The following is a 21,221-nucleotide window of genomic DNA, read 5'->3' as shown; positions in this document are numbered from 1 at the left end:
TCCAAAGTTGCATCGCCCCGGTCTGTGCGTTTGCTCCGTCCTTAAAAATCCTTGAGCGGACTATAGCCAGCAGGTAGTACTGCTTGATCCCTCTAAAGTGTGATTTGCAGCGGCCAACCACTCTGGAACAGTCCCTTGCCAATCCGACACCTGTCGGCCCGGCAAGGATGGCTGAAAATCCGCATTTCACAAGCCAAGCGCTTGCTTGGTGGGCCTGGCGTGCCCTTTCGGGCACGCCAGGAGACGCTTAAAGCGTCGAGAGGAAGGTGCTGTTATTGGCTTGCCATTCGGTGATGTCGACGCGAATCCGCTTCTTGTCGAGTTTGCCGACACTGGTCTTGGGAATTTCAGTAACAAGGGCGATCTGGCTCGGGATGGCCCACTTGCTCAGGTGCCCCTGCTCCACGAACGGCTTGAGGTGCTCCTTGAGTTCCCTGGCCCCGATAACCTGGCCTTCGCGGATCACCAGCAAGGCAAACGGCCGCTCGCCCCACTGCGGATCGGCAATGCCCACCACTGCTACTTCGCGTACCGCCGGGTGGCGACTGATCAGGTCTTCCAGGTCCAGTGAGGAAATCCACTCGCCGCCGGTCTTGATCACGTCCTTGATCCGGTCGCGAATGTCGATTACCCCCATGCTGTCCAGGGTCGCCACGTCACCGGTGTGCAGCCAACCCCCGGCCCAGAGCTCGGCGCCCTTTTGCGGTTCGTTGAAATAACCCTCGGTGAGCCACGGCGCACGCAGCACCAGCTCACCCTGGGTCTCACCATCGGCGGGCAGGAAGTTGCCGTCGGTGTCGACGATCGCCGCCTCCACCAGGGGCCCCGGCACACCGGCCTTGATCCGATACGTGGTGCGTTCGTCTTCGGTGCCGGCCATCAGCTCATCGTTGAGGTGCGCGCACGACACCAGCGGCCCGGTTTCCGACATGCCGTAGGCGGCGGTCAGCTGAATGCCCTTGGCCTTGGCCGCCTCGTACAGCGCACGGTTCAGCGCACTGCCGCCGATGACGATTTTCCAGCCACCGAAGTCGGTGCCTTGCGCAGCCTTGGCGTTGAGGATCATCTGCAGAATGGTCGGCACGCAGTGGGAAAAGGTGACCTTCTCTTTGCGCCACAGTTCCACCAGGTATTCCGGATCGTAGCGACCGGGATAGACCTGCTTGAGGCCGAGCATGGTCGCCACATATGGCAGGCCCCAGGCGTGCACATGGAACATCGGGGTGATCGGCATGTACACGTCGTTGGTGCCCAGCAGCCGGACGCTGTCGATGGCGCCCATGATCGTCGACACCCCCATGGTGTGCAGCACCAGTTGCCGATGGGTGAAATACACGCCTTTGGGATTACCGGTGGTGCCGGTGGTGTAGAAGGTGGTCGCGACCGAGTTTTCATCGAAGTCCTGGAACTCGTACTGCGTGCTCGCGGCCGCCAGCAACTGCTCGTACTCGCCGATGAGGTTCGGCAAATCGGCGGTTTTTTCCGGCAGGTCGGTCAACAGCAGGGTTTTCTCTACCGTGGTCAGGTGCCCGGCAATCGCGTTGTACAGCCCGATGAATTCGCTGTTGACCAGCACGAAGCGGTCCTCGGCGTGGTTCATGGTGTAGAGGATCTGTTCCGCAGACAAGCGCACGTTGATGGTGTGGATCACCGCACCGATCATCGGGATGGCAAACATGCACTCCAGGTATCGATGGCTGTCCCAGTCCATGACCGCCACGGTATCGCCGGCCTTGACACCGGCTGCAGTGAGTACGTTGGCCAGCCGTGCGACCCGTTCGATCAGGGTCGGATAGCTGTAGCGCAACTGGTCGCGGTAAATGATCTCGCGGGTTTTCTCGTAACGCGCGCCGGACATCAACAACCGTTTGATCAACAGCGGATACTGGTAAGCGCCTTCGGCTGGGGGGATAACGCGAGTCTGCAACATAAGAATCCCTTTTCTGACTGCACGGTCGTGGCTGAAAGTAAGCACTCTAGTGCCCTTGGGCGCCAGCCAAATCAGCCAAAGGAATGATTTGCAGAACCGAGCAGTTGCTAGCGTTGCGCCAGCACTTGTGCGTACCCGGCCCAGGCACAGCCCGCTGTAGGAGCCGGCTTGCTGGCGAAAGCGTCACCGCGGTGTATCTGAATAACCGCGGTGATGCCATCGCCAGCAAGCCGGCTCCTACAAGGGATCAATGCATCTCGGTAAACGCCAGTTTCACGCCGATGGCGATCAGCACCGCGCCCATGGTCCGGTCGAACCAATGGCCCATGCGGGCAAAACCGGCGCGTACACGCTGCTGGCTGAACAGCATCGCCACCAGGCAGAACCATACGGCGGTAGCCACCGCCAGATAAACGCCGTATCCGGCCTGTACCGCCAGCGGCGTGTGCGGATTGATCACCACGGTGAACAGCGACAGAAAGAACAGCGTGGCTTTCGGGTTCAGGCCGTTAGTCACGAAACCCGAAGTGAAGGCGCCACGAGCCGTACGCTCGCCTGCTTCCTTGTGCAGATCGTCCGTCACCGGTCTGGCCGGCTGCGCACGTAGGGCCTTGAAGCCGATATACAACAGATAAGCGGCGGCGGCCCACTTCAAGGCGTTGAACAACACGATCGACTGCGACACGATCAGGCCGATGCCGAGCAACGAATAACCGACGTGCAGGAAAATCGCCGTGCCGACGCCCAGCGCCGTCCAGGTGCCGGCGCGACGACCGTGGGTCACGCTTTCACGCACCACCACGGCAAAGTCCGGGCCGGGGCTGGCCACCGCCAGCAAATGAATCAGGGCAACGGTCAAGAACTCTGTCCAGTACATGGGAACTCCTTTTGGCCAAGCGTAACTGTTTGTTTCATCTGGTAGGCTCGGCAGATTACGCCTTCAGTTCAATGCACAAAAGGTACAGTTGATGACGAACTCTTGCCGCGCCGTTTTCCTCGACCACCCCTCCCTGGACCTGGGCGATCTCGACCTCAGCCCGTTGCGCGCCTGTTTCAGCGAACTGCAACTGTTTGCACAGACCACGCCTGACCAGGTCATCGAGCGCCTCAAGGGCGCCACCGTCGCCATCAGCAACAAAATCCTGATCGATGCTGAGACCATCGCCGCCAGCCCCGGGCTGAAGCTGATCCTGATCACCGCTACCGGCACCAACAACGTCGACCTCGCGGCAGCCCGTGCCCATGGCATTACCGTATGCAATTGCCAGGGTTATGGCACGCCGTCGGTGGCCCAGCATACGATCATGTTGCTGCTCAATCTGGCGACACGCCTGGCCGACTATCAGAAAGCCGTCGGTGAAGGCCGCTGGCAGCAAGCCAAACAGTTCTGCCTGTTGGACTATCCGATCGTCGAACTGGAAGGCAAAACCCTCGGCTTGCTCGGTCACGGCGAATTGGGCGGCGCGGTCGCGCGACTGGCCGAAGCGTTCGGCATGCGCGTGCTGCTGGGGCAGATTCCGGGACGCCCGCCCCGGCCGGATCGCTTGCCACTGGATGAACTGCTGCCGCAAATCGACGCGCTGACCCTGCACTGCCCGCTCAACGAACACACCCGCCACTTCATCGGTGCCCCGGAACTTGCGTCGATGAAACCCGGCGCCTTCGTGATCAACACCGCGCGCGGTGGCCTGATCGACGAACAGGCCTTGGCCGATGCCTTGCGCAACGGTCATCTGGGCGGCGCCGCCACCGACGTGCTGAGCGTCGAGCCACCGACCGCTGGCAACCCGCTGTTGACCCATGACATCCCGCGGCTGATCGTCACTCCGCACAACGCCTGGGGCAGTCGCGAAGCGCGGCAGCGCATCGTTGGCCAATTGACCGAAAACGCTCAGGGATATTTCAGCGGTAAAGCGCTGCGGGTCGTCAGTTGATAAACTGCGGCACTTTTTTTCAAGGAGCAGATTATGGATCCGCGCAGTGAAGTACTGCTTCGTCAGGCTGAATTATTCCAGGGTTCGGTGTTGCTGGCCGGCTTGCCCGCCGACGATCTGCTGGGCCGTCTGCCCGATGCCCATGGCTGGTGCTGGCATGCCGGCGATCAAGCGGCGCTGGACGCGCGTTTTGCCGAGCGCAGCCATTTTGGCGTAACGGTGCCGGAGCGCGAGTTCGACGCCGCCGTGGTGTTTCTGCCCAAGTCCAAGGACCTGACCGATTACATCCTCAATGCCGTCGCCTCGCGCCTGGCCGGTCGCGAGGTGTATCTGGTCGGCGAAAAGCGCAGCGGCATCGAGGGCGCGGCCAAGCAACTGAACCCCTTCGGCAAACCGCGCAAACTCGACAGCGCGCGGCATTGCCAGCTATGGCAGGTCACCGTGGCCAATGCGCCGCAAGCCAAATCGCTGGAAAGCCTGGCCCAGGAATATGAACTGCCGCTGGCCGAAGGTCCGTTGAAAGTCATCAGCCTGCCAGGCGTGTTCAGCCACGGCCGGCTGGATCGCGGCAGCGCCTTGCTGCTGGAACATCTGGACAAGTTGCCGAGCGGCCATCTGCTGGACTTCGGTTGCGGCGCCGGGGTGTTGGGCGCGGCGGTGAAACGGCGCTACCCGCACAATCTGGTGACTTTGCTGGACGTGGATGCGTTTGCCGCTGCCAGCAGTCGTCTGACATTGGCCGCCAACGGCCTCGAAGCGGACGTTATCACCGGTGACGGAATCGATGCCGCGCCCATGGGTTTGAGTGCCATTTTGAGCAATCCGCCCTTCCATGTCGGGGTGCATACCGATTATCACGCCACGGAGAACTTGCTGCGAAAAGCGGCCAAACATCTGAAAAATGGTGGCGAACTGCGCCTGGTAGCGAATAGCTTCCTGAAGTACCAGCCGCTGATCGAAGAGCACCTTGGTGTGTGTGCGATCAAGGCCGAAGGGCAAGGATTCCGGATCTACCGGGCCAAGCGCGGCTGAAAATCGGCCCCGTAGGAGCCAGCGGTGCGGCGATCCGACTTGCCGGCGAAGGCGCCCTCAAGAGAGCCTTCGCCGGAAAGTCGGATCGCCGCACCGCTGGCTCCTACGAAAAGCGTCATTGGGGCTTGCTCAATCGGATTTGCCTAGGCAGAATCCGCTCCGTCCTAGGGGAGTAGTCTCCCACGAGCGCCATGCTCGTCCGGCATACGTCAACATACTTGGTCAAAAGACCATGGCGTATGCGACCCAAGCGTCCGCATCAGACGGAACGCAGGGTTTGACAAGACCTATGACACGAACACCTTACCCGGGGCGGGAAGGCTGTACGTGTCATAGCCGTGTCGACCCGCCCCTTAGGAAAACCCTGATGCTGGATTCTCTGCTCGTTCCCACCGCAATCGTTGCCTTGGCCGAAATCGGCGACAAGACGCAACTGCTCGCGCTCATTCTCGCCGCCCGTTTTCGCAAACCCTGGCCAATCATCGCCGGCATCGTCGCCGCGACCCTGGCCAACCATGCGGCAGCCGGTGCGGTAGGCGCCTGGTTCGGCAGTTTCTTCTCGGATGCGACGCTGCACTGGATCCTCGCCGCCAGCTTCGCCGCGACGGCGCTCTGGACCCTGGTGCCGGACAAGATGGACGACGACGAAGCCAGCACCGCCCGCAAGTTCGGACCGTTCCTGACGACGCTGATCGCGTTTTTCCTCGCGGAGATGGGTGACAAGACCCAGGTCGCCACCGTGATGCTGGCAGCGCAATACCCGGAACTGTGGCTGGTGATCATCGGCACCACCCTCGGCATGCTGATTGCCAACGTGCCGGTGGTACTGGCGGGTAACTTTGCCGCAGACAAACTGCCATTGACCTTGATCCGTCGCCTGGCGGCGTCGGCGTTCCTCATCCTGGCCCTTGTCGCGGTGTACAAGGCGATGCAGAGCAGTGGGTGGGTTTGATGCGTTTAGTCAGTAGCACCGCGTAATCGTTCTTCGCTGTAGGAGCGAGCGGTGCGGCGATCCGACTTGCCCGCGAAGAACGAAAACGCGGTATATCAGGCGGACCGCATCGATCCCTTCGCGGGCAAGCCTCGCTCCTACAGCGAAAGCGTCAGCAGCTGCGCAATATGAACTTCAGGATTTCCTGGCCTGCTCGTACAACGGCATGACCTTCGGAATCGCCGCCTGCAACGCAGCGATACGACTCGACGAAGCCGGGTGAGTGCTCATGAACTCCGGAGGCGAACCTTCCGAGGCCTTGCTCATCTTGTTCCACAGGGTGATCGCGGCATTCGGGTTGTAACCACCGCGCGCGGCCAGTTCCAGGCCGATCAAGTCCGCCTCGTTTTCATTGGAACGGCTGTTGGGCAGGGTCATGCCGTAGTTGGCCACGGTGTCCGCCAGCGCCAGGCTGTCCTGGCCCAGGCCGAACAAGGCACCGGCCCCCTGCTTGGCCATCTCGATACCGTAGGCCTTGGACATCGCTTCCCGACCGTGCTCGCGCAGGGCGTGGGCGATTTCATGACCCATGATCGCGGCAATTTCATCGTCGGTCAGCTTCAGGCTGTCGATCAGCCCGGTGTAGAAAATGATCTTGCCACCCGGCCCGCAGTTGGCGTTGAGTTCGTCGCTCTTGATCAGATTGACTTCCCAGTTCCACTGAGCCGAATCCGGACGAAATTTCGGTGCCTGGGCAATCAGCCGGTCGGCAATCGCCTGGACGCGCTTGGCGTCGCTACTGGTCTTGTCCAGCACACCTTTGCTGGTCGCCTCGCCCACCGTCTTTTGATAAGACTGGGCGTACATCTGGTTGACCTCATCAGTCGACAACATGCTGAACATGTACTGTTTGCGCTCAACGCCCACAGCGCCACCGCTGGTGGTATTGACCGACTGACAACCGGCGAGCAGCAAACCTGCGCTCAGCGCACACAAAACCAATGTCTTGCTCATCAAAAAACTCCCTGAAAACGTGCCGGGTATCCTAGGCGTGGATGGGTATCGGCGCCAGATACAACAGACATGCAGACTGATATTTCGGATAAACCTCCCATCGCTGCAGCAAAAAAACTTTACAGCGGATGAGCCCAGTGCGGCGGGAGCAGGCCATAGACCCATCAGTTCATGGCCAGACAGTAGGGCCCCTTCGCGGGCAAGCCTCGCGCCTACAGGAGGAATGCATTTCTCTGTAGGAGCGAGGCTTGCCCGCGAAGGGGCCGGCACAGGCGCCGAATCAACCCGGCGTCAGACACTCCGGCCCATTGAGCTTCGGATCATTCACCATGTTCGCCAGCACCCGCTCGCGCAACGCCGTGGGCTCGCTGGCAAGCAACGCCTGCAACCCATGCAAGGGTGTCTCGGGATTGAGCCACGCCTCCTGCCCCGCTGCGTCGAGCATCAACGGCCGACGCTGACTCGCCGCCGGCTGGGTAATCACCGCCGTACTCAGCCATACCTGTTCCTGCACCGGATAGGCCTCCCAGATCGCCGCAAAAAACAGCGCCGAGCCCTCTGCCGGGGTGAGCCAGTACGGGCGCTTGCGGGTGGTGCCGCGCCATTCGTAGAAACCGTTGGCCGGTAGCAGACAGCGGCGCGAACGCAGGGCCTCACGGAACATCGGCTGTTCGGCCACGGTTTCGGCGCGGGCATGGGCCGGGGTGCGGGACAGGTCGGTCAGCCACGGCGGGGTCAGTCCCCAACGGGCACGGGCCAACTCACGCTGGCCATCACTGCCGGCGCGCAGCATCAACACCGAATCGTTGGGAGAAATATTCCACTGGGCCTGTTGATCGGCGGGGAAACCAGGCAACGCCGCGAAGGCGGGGTTCCAGCGAAACAGGGCATAACGTCCACACATGGGGCAATACAACTCTGGATAAAACGAACACCAGCCTAACAGACCAGCGTGCCGGGAAAACTCTCCGGTTCATCGCCGTACATCGGCAGTGCTGCATTGTACGCAGTGATCAGTTCCCTGGCGTAGTCAGCCTGATCGTTATCGACCGATAGCCCCAGCAGACCGAAGATCGGCAATTCGCCGGTGCCCCCGAGCAAATCTCGACCCACCAGATGCGCCTCGACGCCCTCGCTGGCCAGCATGCTTTGCAACAACTCCCCTTCCATCAGGTTTTCCGGCTCGTAGATTCGCTGCATGGGGCGCCCCTTTTCATTCGTTTTCGCTGTGGACTTCGAGCAACCATTCCTGACCGTCGGTCTGCAGGACAAACGTAATGGGGCGACAACACACCGGGCAGTCTTCGATATACGTCTGATCGCCGCCGGACAAGTCCAGAACAGCTTCAGCCTCTTCACCACAATACGGACATTCGTAGCGCTCGGTTTCCAGCATCGCGGTCTCCCAGGTGACTTGTGCGTATAATCGCCGGTCTATTTGCAGGGCTATTTTTGTCTGGCTACCTTTTCAGACCGTGCCCCGTTGGTTTTCGATCAAAACCTTTACTTACCCTAGCCGTTTCCAACAAGAGAGCATGATGGGCGAATTCGATGCCATCCGACCTTACGACGATAGCGAAGTCCCGGCAGTGCTGAACCGGCTGCTTGGTGACAAGGCGTTTCTAGATATTCTCATCCACTTCCGCTTCCCGCGTTATGCCGGTGCCTTCGGCTGGATGCTCAAACCTCTTATAGCTCATCGGCTGCGCCGTGAGTTCGCCGGCGTCAATTCGGTGGCCACGTTGCAGGACAAAGTCGAGTTCTACGTCGACCACACCATTGAGCGGGCCACCGACGGCGTGACGTACACCGGCGTCGAGCAGTTCAAGTCCGGCAGCGCCTATCTGTTCATCGCCAATCACCGCGACATCGTGATGGACCCGGCCTTCGTCAACTACGCGGTGTACCACGCCGGCCTGCCGACACCCCGCATCGCGATTGGCGACAACCTGCTGCAAAAGCCCTTCGTCAGCGACCTGATGCGACTGAACAAGAGTTTCATCGTGCACCGTTCGATCAGCGGTCGGCGCGAGAAGATGGCGGCCTATCAATTGCTGTCGGCCTACATCAACCACTCGATCCGTAACGATTGCGCGTCGATCTGGATCGCACAGGCCGAAGGTCGCGCCAAGGACGGCGACGATCGCACCGAATCGGCGATCCTCAAGATGTTCCACATGAGCCGCAAGGGCGAGCCGTTCGGCGAAGTCATCCGCTCGCTGAACCTCACTCCGGTGTCGATCAGCTACGAGTACGACCCGTGCGACCAGGCCAAGGCCCGCGAGCTGTTCATCCGCGCCACCACGGGCAGCTACACCAAAGTGCCGGGCGAGGACGACGTGAGCATCGCCAAGGGCATCACCGGCTACAAGGGCCGTGTCCATGTGAACTTCGCCGCACCGATCACCCAGCTGTTCGATGACACCAAGCAATTGGCGATCGAGATGGACAAGCAGATTCTCGGCGGCTACCGGTTATTCCCGGTGCATTACCTGGCGTATGCGCAGTGGAAAGACGCCGACCCGCAATTGCAGGTACCGAAAGCCACCGAAGTGTTCGCGACCGATGAACTGGCCAAGGCACAGGAGGAATGGCAACGACGTCTGGAGGCATGCCCGGAGGAACATCGCCCGTTCCTGGTGCTGCAATATGCGACGCCGGTGCGTAATCAGTACCGGGTCAAGGCGGGATTGCCTTTGTAAGGTAATGGCTGGATGTGGCGAGGGGGCTTGTCCCCTCGCCACACATCAGACCTGTGTGCTGATCCACGACACCAAGAGCGCCAACCCCAGGCAGGCGAAACCGAAGCGGTAGAAAAACCGGTTCATGCGCAAGGTCGCCCAATCCAGATTGGGCTCTTCGCCAGGACGACGCTGGCGTTGCGCGTCGATGCTCGCCAACGCACGCTGCTCACGACGACGGGTCGCATGCAGCAACCAGCTGCCAGGGAAGGCAAACAGCAAGGCCAGCAGGTTGATCAATTTGGCGGGATGGGCGGTAAACAGCGTCATCAAATGCAGCGACATCACGAACCTCGGAAAAAACAGCTGTGGCAGACGCCGGACCGACGACCGCGGCGCGGATTCTACCGAAACCCTCCCCCTGCTGCCCCGCCCTTTGCGACAAATAACTCACCATCTGGCAGATTACTGTCCTGTGTCAATCTGCCGTCCGCTACACGCCGAACCCAACGCCCCCGCTGTAAGGAGCTGGCTTGTCGGATCGCCGCACCGCAGCGAAGGCGTCAGATCAGTCAACACTTGCGTTGAATGGGACGGCCTCTTCGCTGGCAAGCCAGCTCCGACAAGGAGGGTTCGCATCATTCGTTGAGAATCTGACCAATCGTCGGATCCTTGAACAGACGCGTCAACGCATCGCTCAACACATCACTGACCAGCTTGGTATTGGTTTCCTGGTTGGGCGCCATACCGAAACGCTGGTCCAGGGATGCACCGTAGCGGCCGCTGTAACGGCGGTTGGCGTTCTGCACATCGGAGCGGAAGGTCGCGCCAATGGTCGCCTCGGTCACGTACATGCCTTCCTTGGGTGACTGATACTTAAGCTCCGCCAGGGTCACGGTCAGCTGCGGCGCATTCAGCGCGTTGGACGTCGGGGTAAAGCCCAGCAGACGCACGGCCGCTTCGGCCTGAGCCTGCAACTTCGGCAGAATCTGCGCGCCCTGCACAGTGATCGCGCTGGTCTCCGGATACAAGCCACCACGGGTGCCCAGGGTTGGCGACGGACGACCGTCCACCACGCGCACCACCACTGGCTGGCCACGGCCGACCGGCGCCAGCTGCGTCGTCAGCTTGGGTTCCGGATTCAGTTGTTGCGGGCTGTGGGCGCAGCCGACCAGGGTCAAACTGGTCACAGTAATCAAACCGAACAACAGGCGCTGCAACATGCTTTTCTCTCCAGAATTCAGGCACAAACAAGCCCGCAGTATAGCGGTGCGCCACCGCAGCGAACCAGCGCAACAATCTCGGAAAAGTCCGACAAACCTTTCAGATCGCGCTACCTGTCACACACCTGTCATCGCTCATACACTTTCGCGTCACGACTCAATGCCAATCTTCACAGCAGGCTCCCCCTAGGTACTTCGCCATGCGTCATCTGATCTCGCTGTTCGCGCCACGCCCGCTGCATCGCTGCTTCGTCCTGCTCGACCGCAATGGCCATTGCCAGGCATTCAAGCAGTGCAGCCTCCAGCCCATGGGCGATGGCTGGGTCGAAATCGAAGAAATCCGCCTCAACTGGCTGCACCATCCCCTGCCCGCCACTGCCCGCGTCAACCAGCGCCAACCGCGCGCGCGGGTGCAACATCTGTTGACCATCTGACCGAACGCCTAATAAAACTCATCAAACTCGACCATTTCCCTGCGTTTCTTCGCTACAATCTGCCCCCGATTATAAGGACGTCTCCTGATCGGGCCTCGCAGCATCGTCAATGCCCAGGTATTGGCACCCCGCACCGCCCACAGAGAGCCGCCCACACAGATCGAGTGAAGCTGGCGCGCTTGCTGTCCCTTAAGCAAAAACCCCACTTTTCGCGAATCTGCAGAGCTGTCATTACGCTCGGTCACTGAGCTGTTTGCCCGTTTTGACTGTCATGTATTGCATGGCGGCCATCCATCCGGGCACGGTGTGCCAGGCTGGGGCAGCCCTTTTTGAGGTTCACGTCTTCAAAAGAGCGTGAAAAAAACGGGTTTTCACAACTTCACAAGAGTGTGGCGAGCAAATGAATAGTTTTGCGTCTGAACATGCACCATTAGCGTCTCAAACAGCCCAACGACACAGGACCGAGTATTCCTCGAACACCGGAGCCTGAAGCCTGTCCGCTACGGATTTGGTTGCACAAACGGATGTATCGACCATAAGTCGAATTGCCAGCCGCGCGTTGAAGTGAGTTCATGTAACTCTTTTAGACCGGCAGGTAGCGTCCGTCGAAGTTGCGAAAAATTGCGAAGATTCGGACATGGCGACACTGCCATGGGTACCTGGGGCATCACTGACACGCCCCGCAACGCCTGGCAGCCATGCCGACAATTTGGTGCTGCAGATTTTGGAGACGCGTTAAATGGCGCATAACGAAGCAGTCGACGTAGTACTGGTTGGGGCCGGCATCATGAGTGCCACCCTGGCTGTACTGCTCAAAGAGCTCGACCCCGCGATCAAGCTGGAAGTCGTCGAGCTGATGGATTCCGGTGCCGCGGAAAGTTCCAACCCGTGGAACAACGCCGGGACCGGCCACGCCGGGCTGTGCGAGCTGAACTACACGCCACAGGCCGCCGACGGCAGCGTCGACATCAAGAAAGCCGTGCACATCAACACCCAGTTCGAGGTGTCAAAGCAGTTCTGGTCCTACCTGACCAAAAAAGGCACGTTCGGCTCCTGCAAAACGTTCATCAGCCCGGTGCCGCACCTGAGTTTCGTGCAAGGCAACGATGGCGTTTCCTTCCTCAAGGAACGCTTCAAGACGCTGAGCAAGCACCACGCCTTCTCGGACATGGAATACACCGAAGACAAGGCCGCCATGGCCGAGTGGATGCCGCTGATGATGCCTGGCCGGCCGGCCGACGAAGTCGTCGCCGCCACTCGCGTCATGAACGGCACCGACGTCAACTTCGGCGCCCTGACCAATCAATTGCTCAAGCACCTGACCAGCGCACCCGATGCCCAGGTCAAGTACTGCAAGCGCGTCACCGGCCTGAAGCGTAACAACGGTGGCTGGACCGTCAGCATCAAGGACGTCAACAGCGGCAACACCCGTGAAGTCGATGCCAAATTCGTCTTCCTCGGTGCCGGTGGCGCGGCACTGCCGCTGTTGCAGGCTTCGGGCATCGAAGAAAGCAAAGGCTTCGGCGGCTTCCCGATCAGCGGCCAATGGCTGCGTTGCGACAACCCGGAAGTGGTCAAGCACCACCAGGCCAAGGTCTACAGCCAGGCTGCAGTCGGTTCGCCACCGATGTCGGTGCCGCACCTGGACACTCGCGTGGTCGATGGCAAGAAGTCCCTGCTGTTCGGGCCTTACGCCGGTTTCACCACCAAGTTTCTCAAGCACGGTTCCTTCATGGACCTGCCGATGTCGGTTCGCGCTGGCAACATCGGCCCGATGCTGGCCGTGGCGAAAAACAACATGGACCTGACCAAGTACCTGGTCAGCGAAGTCATGCAGTCGATGGAGCAGCGCCTGGAATCCCTGCGTCGCTTTTATCCACAGGCGAAAGCCGAAGACTGGCGCCTGGAAGTGGCCGGCCAACGGGTGCAGATCATCAAGAAAGATCCGAAAAAGGGCGGCGTCTTGCAGTTCGGTACCGAACTGGTTGCAGCCAAGGACGGTTCCCTGGCGGCACTGCTCGGCGCTTCGCCAGGCGCTTCGGTGACGGTTTCGATCATGCTTGAGCTGATCGAAAAATGCTTCCCGAACAAAGCAAAAGGTGAATGGGCTGCCAAACTGGCGGAAATCTTCCCGGCTCGGGAAAAGGTTCTGGAAACCGACGCTGCGCTGTATCGCAAGATCAATGTGCAGAACAACATCGCGCTGGAACTGGTTGAAGCAAGCAGCGAGACCGAAAGCTACGCTTGATTCGGTCCCATGAAAAACGCCCCGTTCTCATTGAAAACGGGGCGTTTTTTTATGGGCGGTGAAACTAATGGCTCTAAGATCTTCGGTGTTAATTACACCGCTTTCGCGAGCAAGCCCGCTCCCACATTAGACCGCGATCAGAAGGTGGGAGCGGGCTTGCTCGCGAAGGGGCCAGCACAATCACTACCCCAGTCAGGGCAATAATTAGCCGCGCGCCTTGGCGATCAACTCGATGTATTCGGCCGCATTGCGCTGATCCTTGATCAGGGCAACGAAGTCATTACCGTGCTCATCCTTGCCGCCCAGGTCAAAACCGGCCTCGACGAAGAACGTCAGAAAACGCTCGAAATCATCGATGCGCAGGCCGCGGTAAGCCTTGATCAGCTTGTGCAGCGACGGCGAAGTGGCGTCGACCGGCTCAAAATCGAGGAACAGCTTGATCTGCGCATCGCCGATCTCGTCACCAATCACTTGTTTCTTATCTTTACGCATTGCCGACTCCAGCTCGCAGACATTTCACGGGGCGGGCAGTTTACCCCTCACTTGCCGCCAGGCTCAACGCGGACGAACGCTACCGGTGTGCAGATCGGCCCAGACATGGCCGTTGGCGTAGCTGAGGAACTGGCAATACACCATGTCATTGCGCAACAGGTCGATCAACACGCGGTACTGGGCCATCGGGTAAAACAGCGTCAGGGTTTTGCTCTTGTCGTCGTAGATCGGCTTTTTCAGGCTTTTGCTTTCGCCATCGAAGTTGACCAGTACCTGATTGATGGTCGCGCCCTTGTTCAGGGGTTTGCCCTTGAGGCGGATCAGCAACGGGGAAGTGACCGGAATGGGCTGCTGGTTGGACTGGCGCTGGCTGCCCACCACCACGGCGTATTCGGTGACCTGCAGCAATTGTTGCTGCTCGGGAGGCGCGTCACGCAGGGCCAGGTCGTCCGGCGGCAGGAACTGCGCGTGCATCGGCGCCGGAGCAGCAGACAGGGGCAAACTGAGGGTCAGCAACAGGGCGGCGCAGCTGCGGATCAAAAGGCTCATGACGGGCTCCGGAGACGGGGCCGAGCACTCTAGCATGGCTGACCGAGGTGATTCGGTGTACACCGCCCCTGTAGGAGCGAGGCTTGCCCGCGAAGGCGGTGTGTCAGTCAATGAGTGTTTGACTGACACGCCGCCTTCGCGGGCAAGCCTCGCTCCTACAAGGTGGGTGGAGATCAATCGAACTGCGCGCGCATCCAGGCCTGATACTCGGCGACGCCGGGCTCGCCTTCACGCGGCGCCCAATGTGGAAGCTCACCCTCACCGACCGGGCGATAAGGGCCAGCCTTGCACTCGAACATCAGGCTGTCAGCTTCCAGCACCACCAGGCCATGAAACACGCCCGTTGGCAGGTCCACGCCGACACAGTCGCCACCAGCCGCAAGGACTTGCTTCTTCAGTACCACACCGGCCTCATCGAAGATCAACACGCCAAGCCGCCCCTTGAGGACCAGCAAGGTTTCAGCCTTGTTCTCGCCCAAGTGCCGGTGAGGCGGGATGTACGTGTTTGGCTGCAAGCCTACGGCCATGCGATGACAGGCATCTTCCATCTGATGGAAGTTGTGATGCTGACGCCCGCGAGGATTAGCCGCGGCTTTCTCGGCCAATTCAGTGAACAGGGTTTGATCAAGAAAGCTCGGCGTGGTCATGTTCTTACATTCCTTTAACAGCAAAAATCCCGTTGGCGTTACGCCAGTAGCCTTTGTAGTCCATGCCGTAACCGAAAATGTAACGGTCGACGCACGGCAGGCCGACGAAATCGGCTTTCAGGTCCGGGCGGGCCTTGCGGTCGTGGTCCTTGTCGATCAGCACGGCGGTGTGCACCTGGCGCGCGCCGGCGTGTTTGCAGAAGTCGATGATCGCGCCCAGGGTGTGACCTTCGTCGAGGATGTCGTCAATGATCAGCACGTCACGATCGATAAAGGAGACTTCCGGCTTGGCTTTCCAGAACAGGTCGCCGCCGCTGGTTTCGTTGCGATAACGGGTGGCGTGCAGGTAGGACGCTTCCAGTGGGAATTGCAAATGGGTGAGCAGCTTGCCGGCGAAGATCAGCCCGCCGTTCATCACGCAGAACACCACCGGATTGCTCTCGGCCAGCTGGTCGTTGATGTGTGCACCGACGCGGGCGATGGCCGCCTCGACTTCAGCTTCGGTGTACAGGCAGTCAGCCTCTCGCATGATTTGACGGATATGCTCGAGATCAGCGGACATGGCGCTCTCCGGGGGTTGGGGAATCAGGAAAAGCGGGCAAAGGTACGCATCCCGCACGGCCAGATCAAGCGTTTGTGGACTAACGTTCTGTATGTCTATAGGACAACACCCTCGGATAGATTAATCTAGGCCGGTTTTTTTGCCCGCCGCCGGAGCCTTTCCCATGCCCATCCTCGAGATCCGCCATCCGCTGATCCGTCATAAACTCGGCCTTATGCGCCGCGCCGACATCAGCACCAAGAACTTCCGTGAGCTCGCTCAGGAAGTCGGTGCCCTGCTGACCTATGAAGCCACCAAAGACCTGCCGCTGGAAACCTACGATATCGAAGGTTGGGCCGGCACTGTGTCGGTCGAGAAAATCGCCGGCAAGAAAATTACCGTGGTGCCGATCCTGCGCGCCGGTATCGGCATGCTCGAAGGCGTGCTCAGCCTGATCCCGGGCGCCAAGGTCAGCGCCGTGGGCGTGGCCCGCAACGAACAAACCCTGCAGGCTCATACGTACTTGGAAAAGCTGGTTCCGGAAATCAACGAACGCCTGGCGATGATCATCGACCCGATGCTCGCCACCGGCAGTTCCATGGTCGCCACCATCGACCTGCTGAAGAAGGCCGGTTGCCGCGACATCCGCGCCATGGTGCTGGTCGCGGCGCCAGAAGGCATCGCCGCCGTGGAGAAGGCTCACCCGGACGTGACCATCTACACCGCGTCCATCGATGAAAAATTGAATGAACACGGCTACATCATTCCAGGCCTGGGCGATGCCGGTGACAAGATCTTCGGTACCAAGCAGAAGGACGCTTGACCATGCAGGATGAGTTCAACGATCCGCTCTGGCGCACGGTACTATCGGGTGCGCAGATGCTGTTCGTGGCGTTCGGGGCATTGGTGTTGATGCCGCTGATTACCGGTCTCGATCCGAACGTGGCACTGTTCACGGCAGGCTTGGGGACGATTCTGTTTCAGATCGTCACCGGGCGTCAGGTGCCCGTGTTCCTGGCGTCTAGCTTTGCCTTTATCACCCCGATCATTCTCGCCAAGGGCCAGTTCGGCCTCGCAGCGACCATGGGCGGTATCATGGCGGCAGGCTTCGTCTACACCTTCCTCGGCCTGGCCGTGAAAATCAAAGGCACCGGTTTCATCGACCGTTTGCTGCCCCCGGTGGTGATTGGCCCGGTCATCATCTCCATCGGCCTGGCCATGGCGCCGATTGCCGCCAATATGGCGATGGGCAAGGCGGGCGACGGCACCGAGCTGATTCATTACCAGACGGCGATGCTGATCTCGATGCCGGCGTTGCTGACCACCCTGATCGTCGCGGTATTCGGCAAAGGCATTTTCCGCCTGGTGCCGATCATCTCCGGCGTGCTGGTGGGTTTTGCGATGGCATTCTATTTCGGCGTGGTCGATACCGCGAAGATCGCCGCAGCCCCCTGGTTTGCCATTCCGCACTTCACCGCGCCGGAATTCAACTGGCAGGCAATCCTGTTCATCGTTCCGGTGGCCCTGGCCCCGGCCATCGAGCATATCGGCGGCGTGATTGCCGTGGGTAGCGTGACCGGCCGCGATTACCTGAAGAAACCCGGCCTGCACCGCACCCTGCTCGGTGACGGGATAGCCACCACCGCAGCCGGCCTGTTCGGTGGCCCACCTAACACCACGTACGCCGAAGTGACGGGTGCGGTGATGCTGACCAAGAACTACAACCCGAAAATCATGACCTGGGCGGCGATCTTCGCCATCAGCCTGGCGTTCGTCGGCAAATTCGGTGCGCTGCTGCAAAGCATCCCGGTGCCGGTGATGGGCGGGATTCTGTGCCTGTTGTTCGGCTCGATCGCGGCGGTGGGGATGAACACGCTGATTCGCCATAAAATCGACCTGGGCGAGGCGCGCAATCTAGTGATTGTCTCGGTAACCCTGGTGTTCGGGATTGGCGGCGTGCTGGTCGGCACCGGCACTGGTCCGGACGACTTCGGCCTCAAGGGCATTGCGCTGTGCGCGGTGACGGCGATTGCGCTGAACCTGTTGCTGCCGGGTAATGACAGCTGGAAGCACAAGAAGGCGGGTGAGTCGTTGTTGTAACCAGTCTTGAGAATGCCTTCGCGGGCAAGCCTCGCTCCTACAGGATGTGGTCGTTCCATTGATCGACACAAAACCTGTAGGAGCGAGGCTTGCCCGCGAAGCTCTTATAGCGCCAGCGGCGCTCGCTCGCACAAGGCACTCAATGCCCGCGCCCACTGCGGATCATCATTGAGACATGGCACCAATACCAATTCATCTCCCCCCGCCTCGCGAAACTGCTCCAGCCCGCGATCGCCGATCTCTTCCAGCGTCTCGATGCAATCGGCGACAAAAGCCGGGCACATCACCAGCACCTTCTTCACGCCCATTCCAGCCAACTCATCAAGGCGCGTTTCAGTGTAGGGTTCAATCCATTTGGCCCGACCCAGCCGCGACTGGAACGACACCGACCACTTGCCGTCCGGCAGCCCCATACGCTTGGCAAACTCGGCTGCAGTACGCAGGCACTGACCGCGATAACAGGTCGCGACCACTTCCGGTGGCGCCCCGGCACAGCAATCGCCGCCGCCCTCAAAACTGTGGCCGGGGTTGAGTTTTTTCAGGTGCCGCTCGGGCAAGCCATGGAAGCTCAACAACAAGTGATCGAAATCCTGCTGCACATGAGGCTTGGCACTGGCCACCAGCGCATCAAGGTATTCCGGTTGGTCGTAGAACGGCTGAAGAATCGAGAACTGCACATCGAGGTTGTTCTCACGCACGACTCGCTTGGCTTCTTCGATCACCGTGGTCACCGTGCTGTCAGCGAACTGCGGGTACAGAGGCGCCAAGGTGATACGTTTGATCCCCTGCCCTGCCATGCGAACCAGCGTCGACTCAATCGACGGCTCGCCGTAGCGCATCGCCAGTTCCACCGGGCCGTGGGTCCATTGCGCGGTCATGGCCTGTTGCAGGCGACGGCTGAGCACCACCAGCGGCGAGCCCTCCTCCCACCAGATCGAGGCATAGGCGTGGGCCGATTGCTCCGGGCGCTTGAACAGGATCAGCGAAACCAGCAACCGTCGCACCGGCCATGGCAAATCGATCACATAAGGGTCCATCAGAAATTGATTGAGGTAACTGCGCACATCTGCCACCGAGGTGGAGGCAGGCGAGCCCAGGTTGACCAGCAGCAATGCGTGATCGGTCATGCAACGTCCTATTTCAGAGGCGGCTGGACAACTCGTCCAGAGCCGCGCGCAAATCAGTGAACCGGAAGGTGAATCCCGCTTGCAGCAAGCGAGCCGGTACGGCCTTCTGACCGCCCAGCAACAGCAATGACAACTCGCCCAGACACACTTTCAAAGCCAGGGCCGGCATCGGCATGAACGTCGGGCGATGCAACACGCTGCCCAGCGCCTTGGCAAACTCACCATTGCGCACCGGGTTGGGCGAGCAGGCATTATAAGGACCGCTGGCGTCTTTCTGATGCAGAAGAAAATCAATCAGGGCGATTTGATCGTTGATATGGATCCACGGCATCCACTGGCGTCCGTTGCCGATCGGCCCGCCCAGCCCCAGTTTGAACGGCAGCACCAGCCGCGACAAAAAGCCACCCTCCGCCGACAACACCAGGCCCGTACGAATCAGGATCACGCGAATGCCCAAGGCTTCGGCGCGTTGTGCGGTCTCCTCCCAGGCAATGCACAACTGACTGGCGAAATCATCGATGACGGGAGGCGATTGCTCAGTCAATTCCCGTTCGCCACCGTCGCCATACCAGCCAGCGGCCGAGCCCGAAATCAATACCTGCGGTTTCTGCTCGCGGCTTTCGAGCCAGGCCAGCAGGGTTTCGGTCAAGGTGATCCGGCTGCTCCAGAGCAGCGCTTTGCGCTTGGAGGTCCATGGCCGGTCGGCAATCGGTGCGCCCGCCAGATTGATGATGGCATCGACCGTTTCTTGCCCGATTTCTTCGAACAGTGCGACGCCACGCACCTGCGTCCCGCAAATCTTCGCGACTTTTTCCGGCGTGCGGCTCAAGACAGTCAAACGATGTCCCTGACTCAACCAGTGTCGGCAAAGTTGACGTCCTATCAAACCAGTACCGCCGGTCAGCAATATGTGCATGACTTCTTCCTCGCGTGGCGTCTTACCCTGATCACTAGTCTATTTTTATAAGCAGGGATCTTTGGTATCGGGCAGGCTCTGTGTTTTAACAATAGGCCAAGCTGTCAGAACGAGGACACTAAAAGTTATACCAAAAAACAATATTGTACAGGTTTAATCCACGGCGTAGTCTGTACAGAAAGGTAAACGAGGCCCCTATGACTGTACCTATCGCAATCATCGGCACCGGCATCGCCGGGCTCTCAGCCGCCCAGGCCCTTACAGAGGCCGGGCATGTCGTTCAGCTTTTCGATAAAAGCCGCGGCAGTGGCGGGCGCATGTCGAGCAAACGCAGCGAGGCGGGGGCTCTGGACCTGGGCGCGCAATATTTCACCGCGCGCGATCGCCGCTTCGTCACGGAAGTCCAGCGCTGGCAAGCCAACGGCTGGGTCGCCGAGTGGACGCCGCAGCTCTACACCTATCACGGCGGTCAGCTCAATCTGTCGCCGGACGAACAGACCCGCTGGGTCGGTACGCCACGCATGAGCGCCATCACCCGCGGCCTGCTTGGCGATCTGGAAGTGCAATTCGCCTGCCGGATCACCGAGGTCTATCGTGGCGAAGAGCACTGGCATCTGCAGGATGCCGAAGGCTTCACCCACGGCCCGTTCGGCCATGTGGTGATCGCCACGCCGGCGCCGCAGGCCACCGCGCTACTGGCCTCCGCGCCGAAGCTCGCCGGGGCCGCCGCCGGGGTGAAAATGGACCCGACCTGGGCTGTCGCACTGGCCTTCGAAACGCCACTGGATACGCCCATGGAAGGCTGTTTCGTGCAGGACAGCCCACTCGACTGGCTGGCCCGCAACCGCAGCAAACCCGGGCGCGACAACACCCTGGACACCTGGGTACTGCATGCCACCAGTGCCTGGAGCCGGCAGCATATCGACCTGCCCAAGGAAGCAGTGATCGAGCAATTGCATGGCGCGTTCGCCGAACTGCTGCACGACGCCATGCCCCCTCCAACCTTCAGCCTTGCCCATCGCTGGCTCTACGCCCGCCCTGCCAGCAGCCATGAATGGGGCGTGCTGGCCGATGCCGATCTGGGCCTCTATGTATGCGGCGACTGGTGCCTGTCCGGGCGCGTCGAAGGTGCCTGGCTCAGCGGCCAGGAAGCGGCCAGGCGGCTGCTTGCACACTTGCAGTAGACCGCTTTAGATCCCCCTGTAGGAGCTGGCTTGTCGGATCGCCGCACCGCAGCGAAGGCGGCGGAACGGTCAACATCATTGTCGAAGCTGAAATCGCCTTCGCTGGCAAGCCAGCTCCTATGTATGGACTCGCCCCCACTGTCTACCCGCTTTCAAAAAAACTGCCGCCCCGTTGCATCTATGTATTAGGCCTATTCGAGGAAGCCGTCATCGGCTTCTGGCCAAAATTGGAAGAGCT

Annotated in this window: 23 protein-coding genes and 1 riboswitch; of the genes, 9 read left to right on the top strand and 14 right to left on the bottom strand. The window is 60.2% G+C overall.

The window, feature by feature from the left end:
• Positions 1-247: 247 nt before the first annotated feature.
• Both F8N80_RS12310 and F8N80_RS12305 read right to left on the bottom strand, forming a co-directional pair.
• A complete protein-coding gene (locus F8N80_RS12310; protein ID WP_150746207.1) occupies positions 248-1,930 on the bottom strand; it encodes a fatty acid--CoA ligase in 1,683 nt (560 codons plus the stop codon).
• A gap of 247 nt (positions 1,931-2,177) precedes the next feature.
• Positions 2,178-2,807, bottom strand: coding sequence for a LysE family translocator (locus F8N80_RS12305; protein ID WP_150746208.1), 630 nt, complete (start codon positions 2,805-2,807; stop codon positions 2,178-2,180).
• Between the two features lie 91 nt (positions 2,808-2,898).
• On the opposite strand from F8N80_RS12305, the gene F8N80_RS12300 reads away from it, so the two are divergent.
• The 3 genes from F8N80_RS12300 to F8N80_RS12290 all read left to right on the top strand — a co-directional run bounded on the left by F8N80_RS12300 (position 2,899) and on the right by F8N80_RS12290 (position 5,848).
• The gene (locus F8N80_RS12300; RefSeq protein ID WP_150746209.1) at positions 2,899-3,864 is read left to right on the top strand and encodes a 2-hydroxyacid dehydrogenase; all 966 of its coding nucleotides are present in this window, start codon (positions 2,899-2,901) and stop codon (positions 3,862-3,864) included.
• Positions 3,865-3,897: 33 nt separating this feature from the next.
• On the top strand, positions 3,898-4,896 hold the full coding sequence (locus F8N80_RS12295; RefSeq protein WP_150746210.1) for a class I SAM-dependent methyltransferase: 999 nt from the start codon (positions 3,898-3,900) through the stop codon (positions 4,894-4,896).
• Positions 4,897-5,050: 154 nt separating this feature from the next.
• Positions 5,051-5,175: riboswitch (yybP-ykoY riboswitch) on the top strand.
• 88 nt (positions 5,176-5,263) lie between these two features.
• Complete coding sequence (locus tag F8N80_RS12290; protein WP_150746211.1) at positions 5,264-5,848, top strand: TMEM165/GDT1 family protein; 585 nt, start codon at positions 5,264-5,266, stop codon at positions 5,846-5,848.
• A 174-nt stretch (positions 5,849-6,022) separates the two neighbouring features.
• Here the strand turns inward: F8N80_RS12290 and F8N80_RS12285 are convergent, their stop codons facing one another.
• The 4 genes from F8N80_RS12285 to F8N80_RS12270 form a co-directional block, all read right to left on the bottom strand.
• Positions 6,023-6,841, bottom strand: coding sequence for a M48 family metallopeptidase (locus F8N80_RS12285; protein WP_150746212.1), 819 nt, complete (start codon positions 6,839-6,841; stop codon positions 6,023-6,025).
• Positions 6,842-7,121: 280 nt separating this feature from the next.
• Positions 7,122-7,745: an SOS response-associated peptidase gene (locus F8N80_RS12280; RefSeq protein WP_150746213.1), complete on the bottom strand. Its 624-nt coding sequence runs from the start codon at positions 7,743-7,745 to the stop codon at positions 7,122-7,124.
• 35 nt (positions 7,746-7,780) lie between these two features.
• Positions 7,781-8,041 (bottom strand): putative signal transducing protein, encoded by a 261-nt coding sequence (locus F8N80_RS12275; RefSeq protein WP_150746214.1) that lies wholly within the window; start codon positions 8,039-8,041, stop codon positions 7,781-7,783.
• A gap of 13 nt (positions 8,042-8,054) precedes the next feature.
• Positions 8,055-8,237 (bottom strand): CPXCG motif-containing cysteine-rich protein, encoded by a 183-nt coding sequence (locus F8N80_RS12270; protein WP_008153387.1) that lies wholly within the window; start codon positions 8,235-8,237, stop codon positions 8,055-8,057.
• Between the two features lie 139 nt (positions 8,238-8,376).
• Here F8N80_RS12270 and F8N80_RS12265 point away from each other — a divergent pair, with 139 nt between their 5' ends.
• Entirely contained in the window at positions 8,377-9,543 is a 1,167-nt protein-coding gene (locus F8N80_RS12265) for a 1-acyl-sn-glycerol-3-phosphate acyltransferase (RefSeq protein WP_150746215.1), read from the top strand.
• A gap of 45 nt (positions 9,544-9,588) precedes the next feature.
• Here the strand turns inward: F8N80_RS12265 and F8N80_RS12260 are convergent, their stop codons facing one another.
• Positions 9,589-9,867: a hypothetical protein gene (locus F8N80_RS12260; RefSeq protein ID WP_150746216.1), complete on the bottom strand. Its 279-nt coding sequence runs from the start codon at positions 9,865-9,867 to the stop codon at positions 9,589-9,591.
• 293 nt (positions 9,868-10,160) lie between these two features.
• A complete protein-coding gene (locus F8N80_RS12255) occupies positions 10,161-10,745 on the bottom strand; it encodes a YajG family lipoprotein (protein WP_150746217.1) in 585 nt (194 codons plus the stop codon).
• 200 nt (positions 10,746-10,945) lie between these two features.
• Between F8N80_RS12255 and F8N80_RS12250 the strand changes: the two genes are divergently transcribed.
• Together F8N80_RS12250 and mqo are read left to right on the top strand one after the other, a co-directional pair.
• Entirely contained in the window at positions 10,946-11,179 is a 234-nt protein-coding gene (locus F8N80_RS12250) for a hypothetical protein (RefSeq protein WP_150746218.1), read from the top strand.
• Positions 11,180-11,918: 739 nt separating this feature from the next.
• The gene (gene mqo / locus F8N80_RS12245; protein WP_150746219.1) at positions 11,919-13,427 is read left to right on the top strand and encodes a malate dehydrogenase (quinone); all 1,509 of its coding nucleotides are present in this window, start codon (positions 11,919-11,921) and stop codon (positions 13,425-13,427) included.
• Positions 13,428-13,631: 204 nt separating this feature from the next.
• Here the strand turns inward: mqo and F8N80_RS12240 are convergent, their stop codons facing one another.
• The 4 genes from F8N80_RS12240 to F8N80_RS12225 form a co-directional block, all read right to left on the bottom strand.
• On the bottom strand, positions 13,632-13,919 hold the full coding sequence (locus F8N80_RS12240) for a PA4642 family protein (RefSeq protein WP_150746220.1): 288 nt from the start codon (positions 13,917-13,919) through the stop codon (positions 13,632-13,634).
• A 63-nt stretch (positions 13,920-13,982) separates the two neighbouring features.
• Positions 13,983-14,468, bottom strand: coding sequence for a hypothetical protein (locus F8N80_RS12235; protein WP_150746221.1), 486 nt, complete (start codon positions 14,466-14,468; stop codon positions 13,983-13,985).
• A gap of 173 nt (positions 14,469-14,641) precedes the next feature.
• On the bottom strand, positions 14,642-15,115 hold the full coding sequence (locus tag F8N80_RS12230; protein WP_150746222.1) for a WbuC family cupin fold metalloprotein: 474 nt from the start codon (positions 15,113-15,115) through the stop codon (positions 14,642-14,644).
• Positions 15,116-15,119: 4 nt separating this feature from the next.
• Positions 15,120-15,677 carry a hypoxanthine-guanine phosphoribosyltransferase gene (locus tag F8N80_RS12225; RefSeq protein ID WP_150746223.1) on the bottom strand — a complete coding sequence of 186 codons (558 nt, stop codon included), beginning with the start codon at positions 15,675-15,677 and terminating at the stop codon, positions 15,120-15,122.
• A gap of 163 nt (positions 15,678-15,840) precedes the next feature.
• Between F8N80_RS12225 and upp the strand changes: the two genes are divergently transcribed.
• Positions 15,841-16,479, top strand: coding sequence for a uracil phosphoribosyltransferase (gene upp, locus F8N80_RS12220; RefSeq protein ID WP_064675925.1), 639 nt, complete (start codon positions 15,841-15,843; stop codon positions 16,477-16,479).
• Between the two features lie 2 nt (positions 16,480-16,481).
• Positions 16,482-17,756, top strand: a complete 1,275-nt coding sequence (locus tag F8N80_RS12215) for a uracil-xanthine permease family protein (RefSeq protein WP_150746224.1) — start codon at positions 16,482-16,484, stop codon at positions 17,754-17,756.
• Positions 17,757-17,860: 104 nt separating this feature from the next.
• On the opposite strand, the gene hemH is transcribed toward F8N80_RS12215, so the two are convergent.
• Both hemH and F8N80_RS12205 read right to left on the bottom strand, forming a co-directional pair.
• Positions 17,861-18,883, bottom strand: coding sequence for a ferrochelatase (gene hemH / locus F8N80_RS12210; RefSeq protein WP_150783956.1), 1,023 nt, complete (start codon positions 18,881-18,883; stop codon positions 17,861-17,863).
• A 13-nt stretch (positions 18,884-18,896) separates the two neighbouring features.
• The gene (locus F8N80_RS12205; protein WP_150746226.1) at positions 18,897-19,799 is read right to left on the bottom strand and encodes a TIGR01777 family oxidoreductase; all 903 of its coding nucleotides are present in this window, start codon (positions 19,797-19,799) and stop codon (positions 18,897-18,899) included.
• Positions 19,800-19,996: 197 nt separating this feature from the next.
• On the opposite strand from F8N80_RS12205, the gene F8N80_RS12200 reads away from it, so the two are divergent.
• On the top strand, positions 19,997-20,983 hold the full coding sequence (locus F8N80_RS12200) for an NAD(P)/FAD-dependent oxidoreductase (RefSeq protein WP_150783955.1): 987 nt from the start codon (positions 19,997-19,999) through the stop codon (positions 20,981-20,983).
• Positions 20,984-21,221: the final 238 nt, after the last annotated feature.

This window comes from Pseudomonas fluorescens, from assembly GCF_902497995.1.
GTDB classification, from domain to species: Bacteria; Pseudomonadota; Gammaproteobacteria; order Pseudomonadales; family Pseudomonadaceae; genus Aquipseudomonas; species Aquipseudomonas fluorescens_BK.
This window is presented reverse-complemented; position numbering and strand designations above follow the sequence as displayed.

Excerpts from the sequence above, each read along its gene's own strand:
- hemH (WP_150783956.1), bottom strand. The coding sequence starts at position 18,883 with ATGACCGATCACGCATTGCTGCTGGTCAACCTGGGCTCGCCTGCCTCC.
- F8N80_RS12255 (WP_150746217.1), bottom strand. The coding sequence starts at position 10,745 with ATGTTGCAGCGCCTGTTGTTCGGTTTGATTACTGTGACCAGTTTGACC.
- mqo (WP_150746219.1), top strand. The coding sequence starts at position 11,919 with ATGGCGCATAACGAAGCAGTCGACGTAGTACTGGTTGGGGCCGGCATC.
- F8N80_RS12280 (WP_150746213.1), bottom strand. The coding sequence starts at position 7,745 with ATGTGTGGACGTTATGCCCTGTTTCGCTGGAACCCCGCCTTCGCGGCG.
- F8N80_RS12300 (WP_150746209.1), top strand. The coding sequence starts at position 2,899 with ATGACGAACTCTTGCCGCGCCGTTTTCCTCGACCACCCCTCCCTGGAC.
- F8N80_RS12265 (WP_150746215.1), top strand. The coding sequence starts at position 8,377 with ATGATGGGCGAATTCGATGCCATCCGACCTTACGACGATAGCGAAGTC.
- F8N80_RS12285 (WP_150746212.1), bottom strand. The coding sequence starts at position 6,841 with ATGAGCAAGACATTGGTTTTGTGTGCGCTGAGCGCAGGTTTGCTGCTC.
- F8N80_RS12205 (WP_150746226.1), bottom strand. The coding sequence starts at position 19,799 with ATGCACATATTGCTGACCGGCGGTACTGGTTTGATAGGACGTCAACTT.
- F8N80_RS12290 (WP_150746211.1), top strand. The coding sequence starts at position 5,264 with ATGCTGGATTCTCTGCTCGTTCCCACCGCAATCGTTGCCTTGGCCGAA.
- F8N80_RS12230 (WP_150746222.1), bottom strand. The coding sequence starts at position 15,115 with ATGACCACGCCGAGCTTTCTTGATCAAACCCTGTTCACTGAATTGGCC.
- F8N80_RS12270 (WP_008153387.1), bottom strand. The coding sequence starts at position 8,237 with ATGCTGGAAACCGAGCGCTACGAATGTCCGTATTGTGGTGAAGAGGCT.
- F8N80_RS12200 (WP_150783955.1), top strand. The coding sequence starts at position 19,997 with ATGACTGTACCTATCGCAATCATCGGCACCGGCATCGCCGGGCTCTCA.
- F8N80_RS12250 (WP_150746218.1), top strand. The coding sequence starts at position 10,946 with ATGCGTCATCTGATCTCGCTGTTCGCGCCACGCCCGCTGCATCGCTGC.
- upp (WP_064675925.1), top strand. The coding sequence starts at position 15,841 with ATGCCCATCCTCGAGATCCGCCATCCGCTGATCCGTCATAAACTCGGC.
- F8N80_RS12275 (WP_150746214.1), bottom strand. The coding sequence starts at position 8,041 with ATGCAGCGAATCTACGAGCCGGAAAACCTGATGGAAGGGGAGTTGTTG.
- F8N80_RS12295 (WP_150746210.1), top strand. The coding sequence starts at position 3,898 with ATGGATCCGCGCAGTGAAGTACTGCTTCGTCAGGCTGAATTATTCCAG.
- F8N80_RS12225 (WP_150746223.1), bottom strand. The coding sequence starts at position 15,677 with ATGTCCGCTGATCTCGAGCATATCCGTCAAATCATGCGAGAGGCTGAC.
- F8N80_RS12240 (WP_150746220.1), bottom strand. The coding sequence starts at position 13,919 with ATGCGTAAAGATAAGAAACAAGTGATTGGTGACGAGATCGGCGATGCG.
- F8N80_RS12305 (WP_150746208.1), bottom strand. The coding sequence starts at position 2,807 with ATGTACTGGACAGAGTTCTTGACCGTTGCCCTGATTCATTTGCTGGCG.
- F8N80_RS12215 (WP_150746224.1), top strand. The coding sequence starts at position 16,482 with ATGCAGGATGAGTTCAACGATCCGCTCTGGCGCACGGTACTATCGGGT.
- F8N80_RS12260 (WP_150746216.1), bottom strand. The coding sequence starts at position 9,867 with ATGTCGCTGCATTTGATGACGCTGTTTACCGCCCATCCCGCCAAATTG.
- F8N80_RS12235 (WP_150746221.1), bottom strand. The coding sequence starts at position 14,468 with ATGAGCCTTTTGATCCGCAGCTGCGCCGCCCTGTTGCTGACCCTCAGT.
- F8N80_RS12310 (WP_150746207.1), bottom strand. The coding sequence starts at position 1,930 with ATGTTGCAGACTCGCGTTATCCCCCCAGCCGAAGGCGCTTACCAGTAT.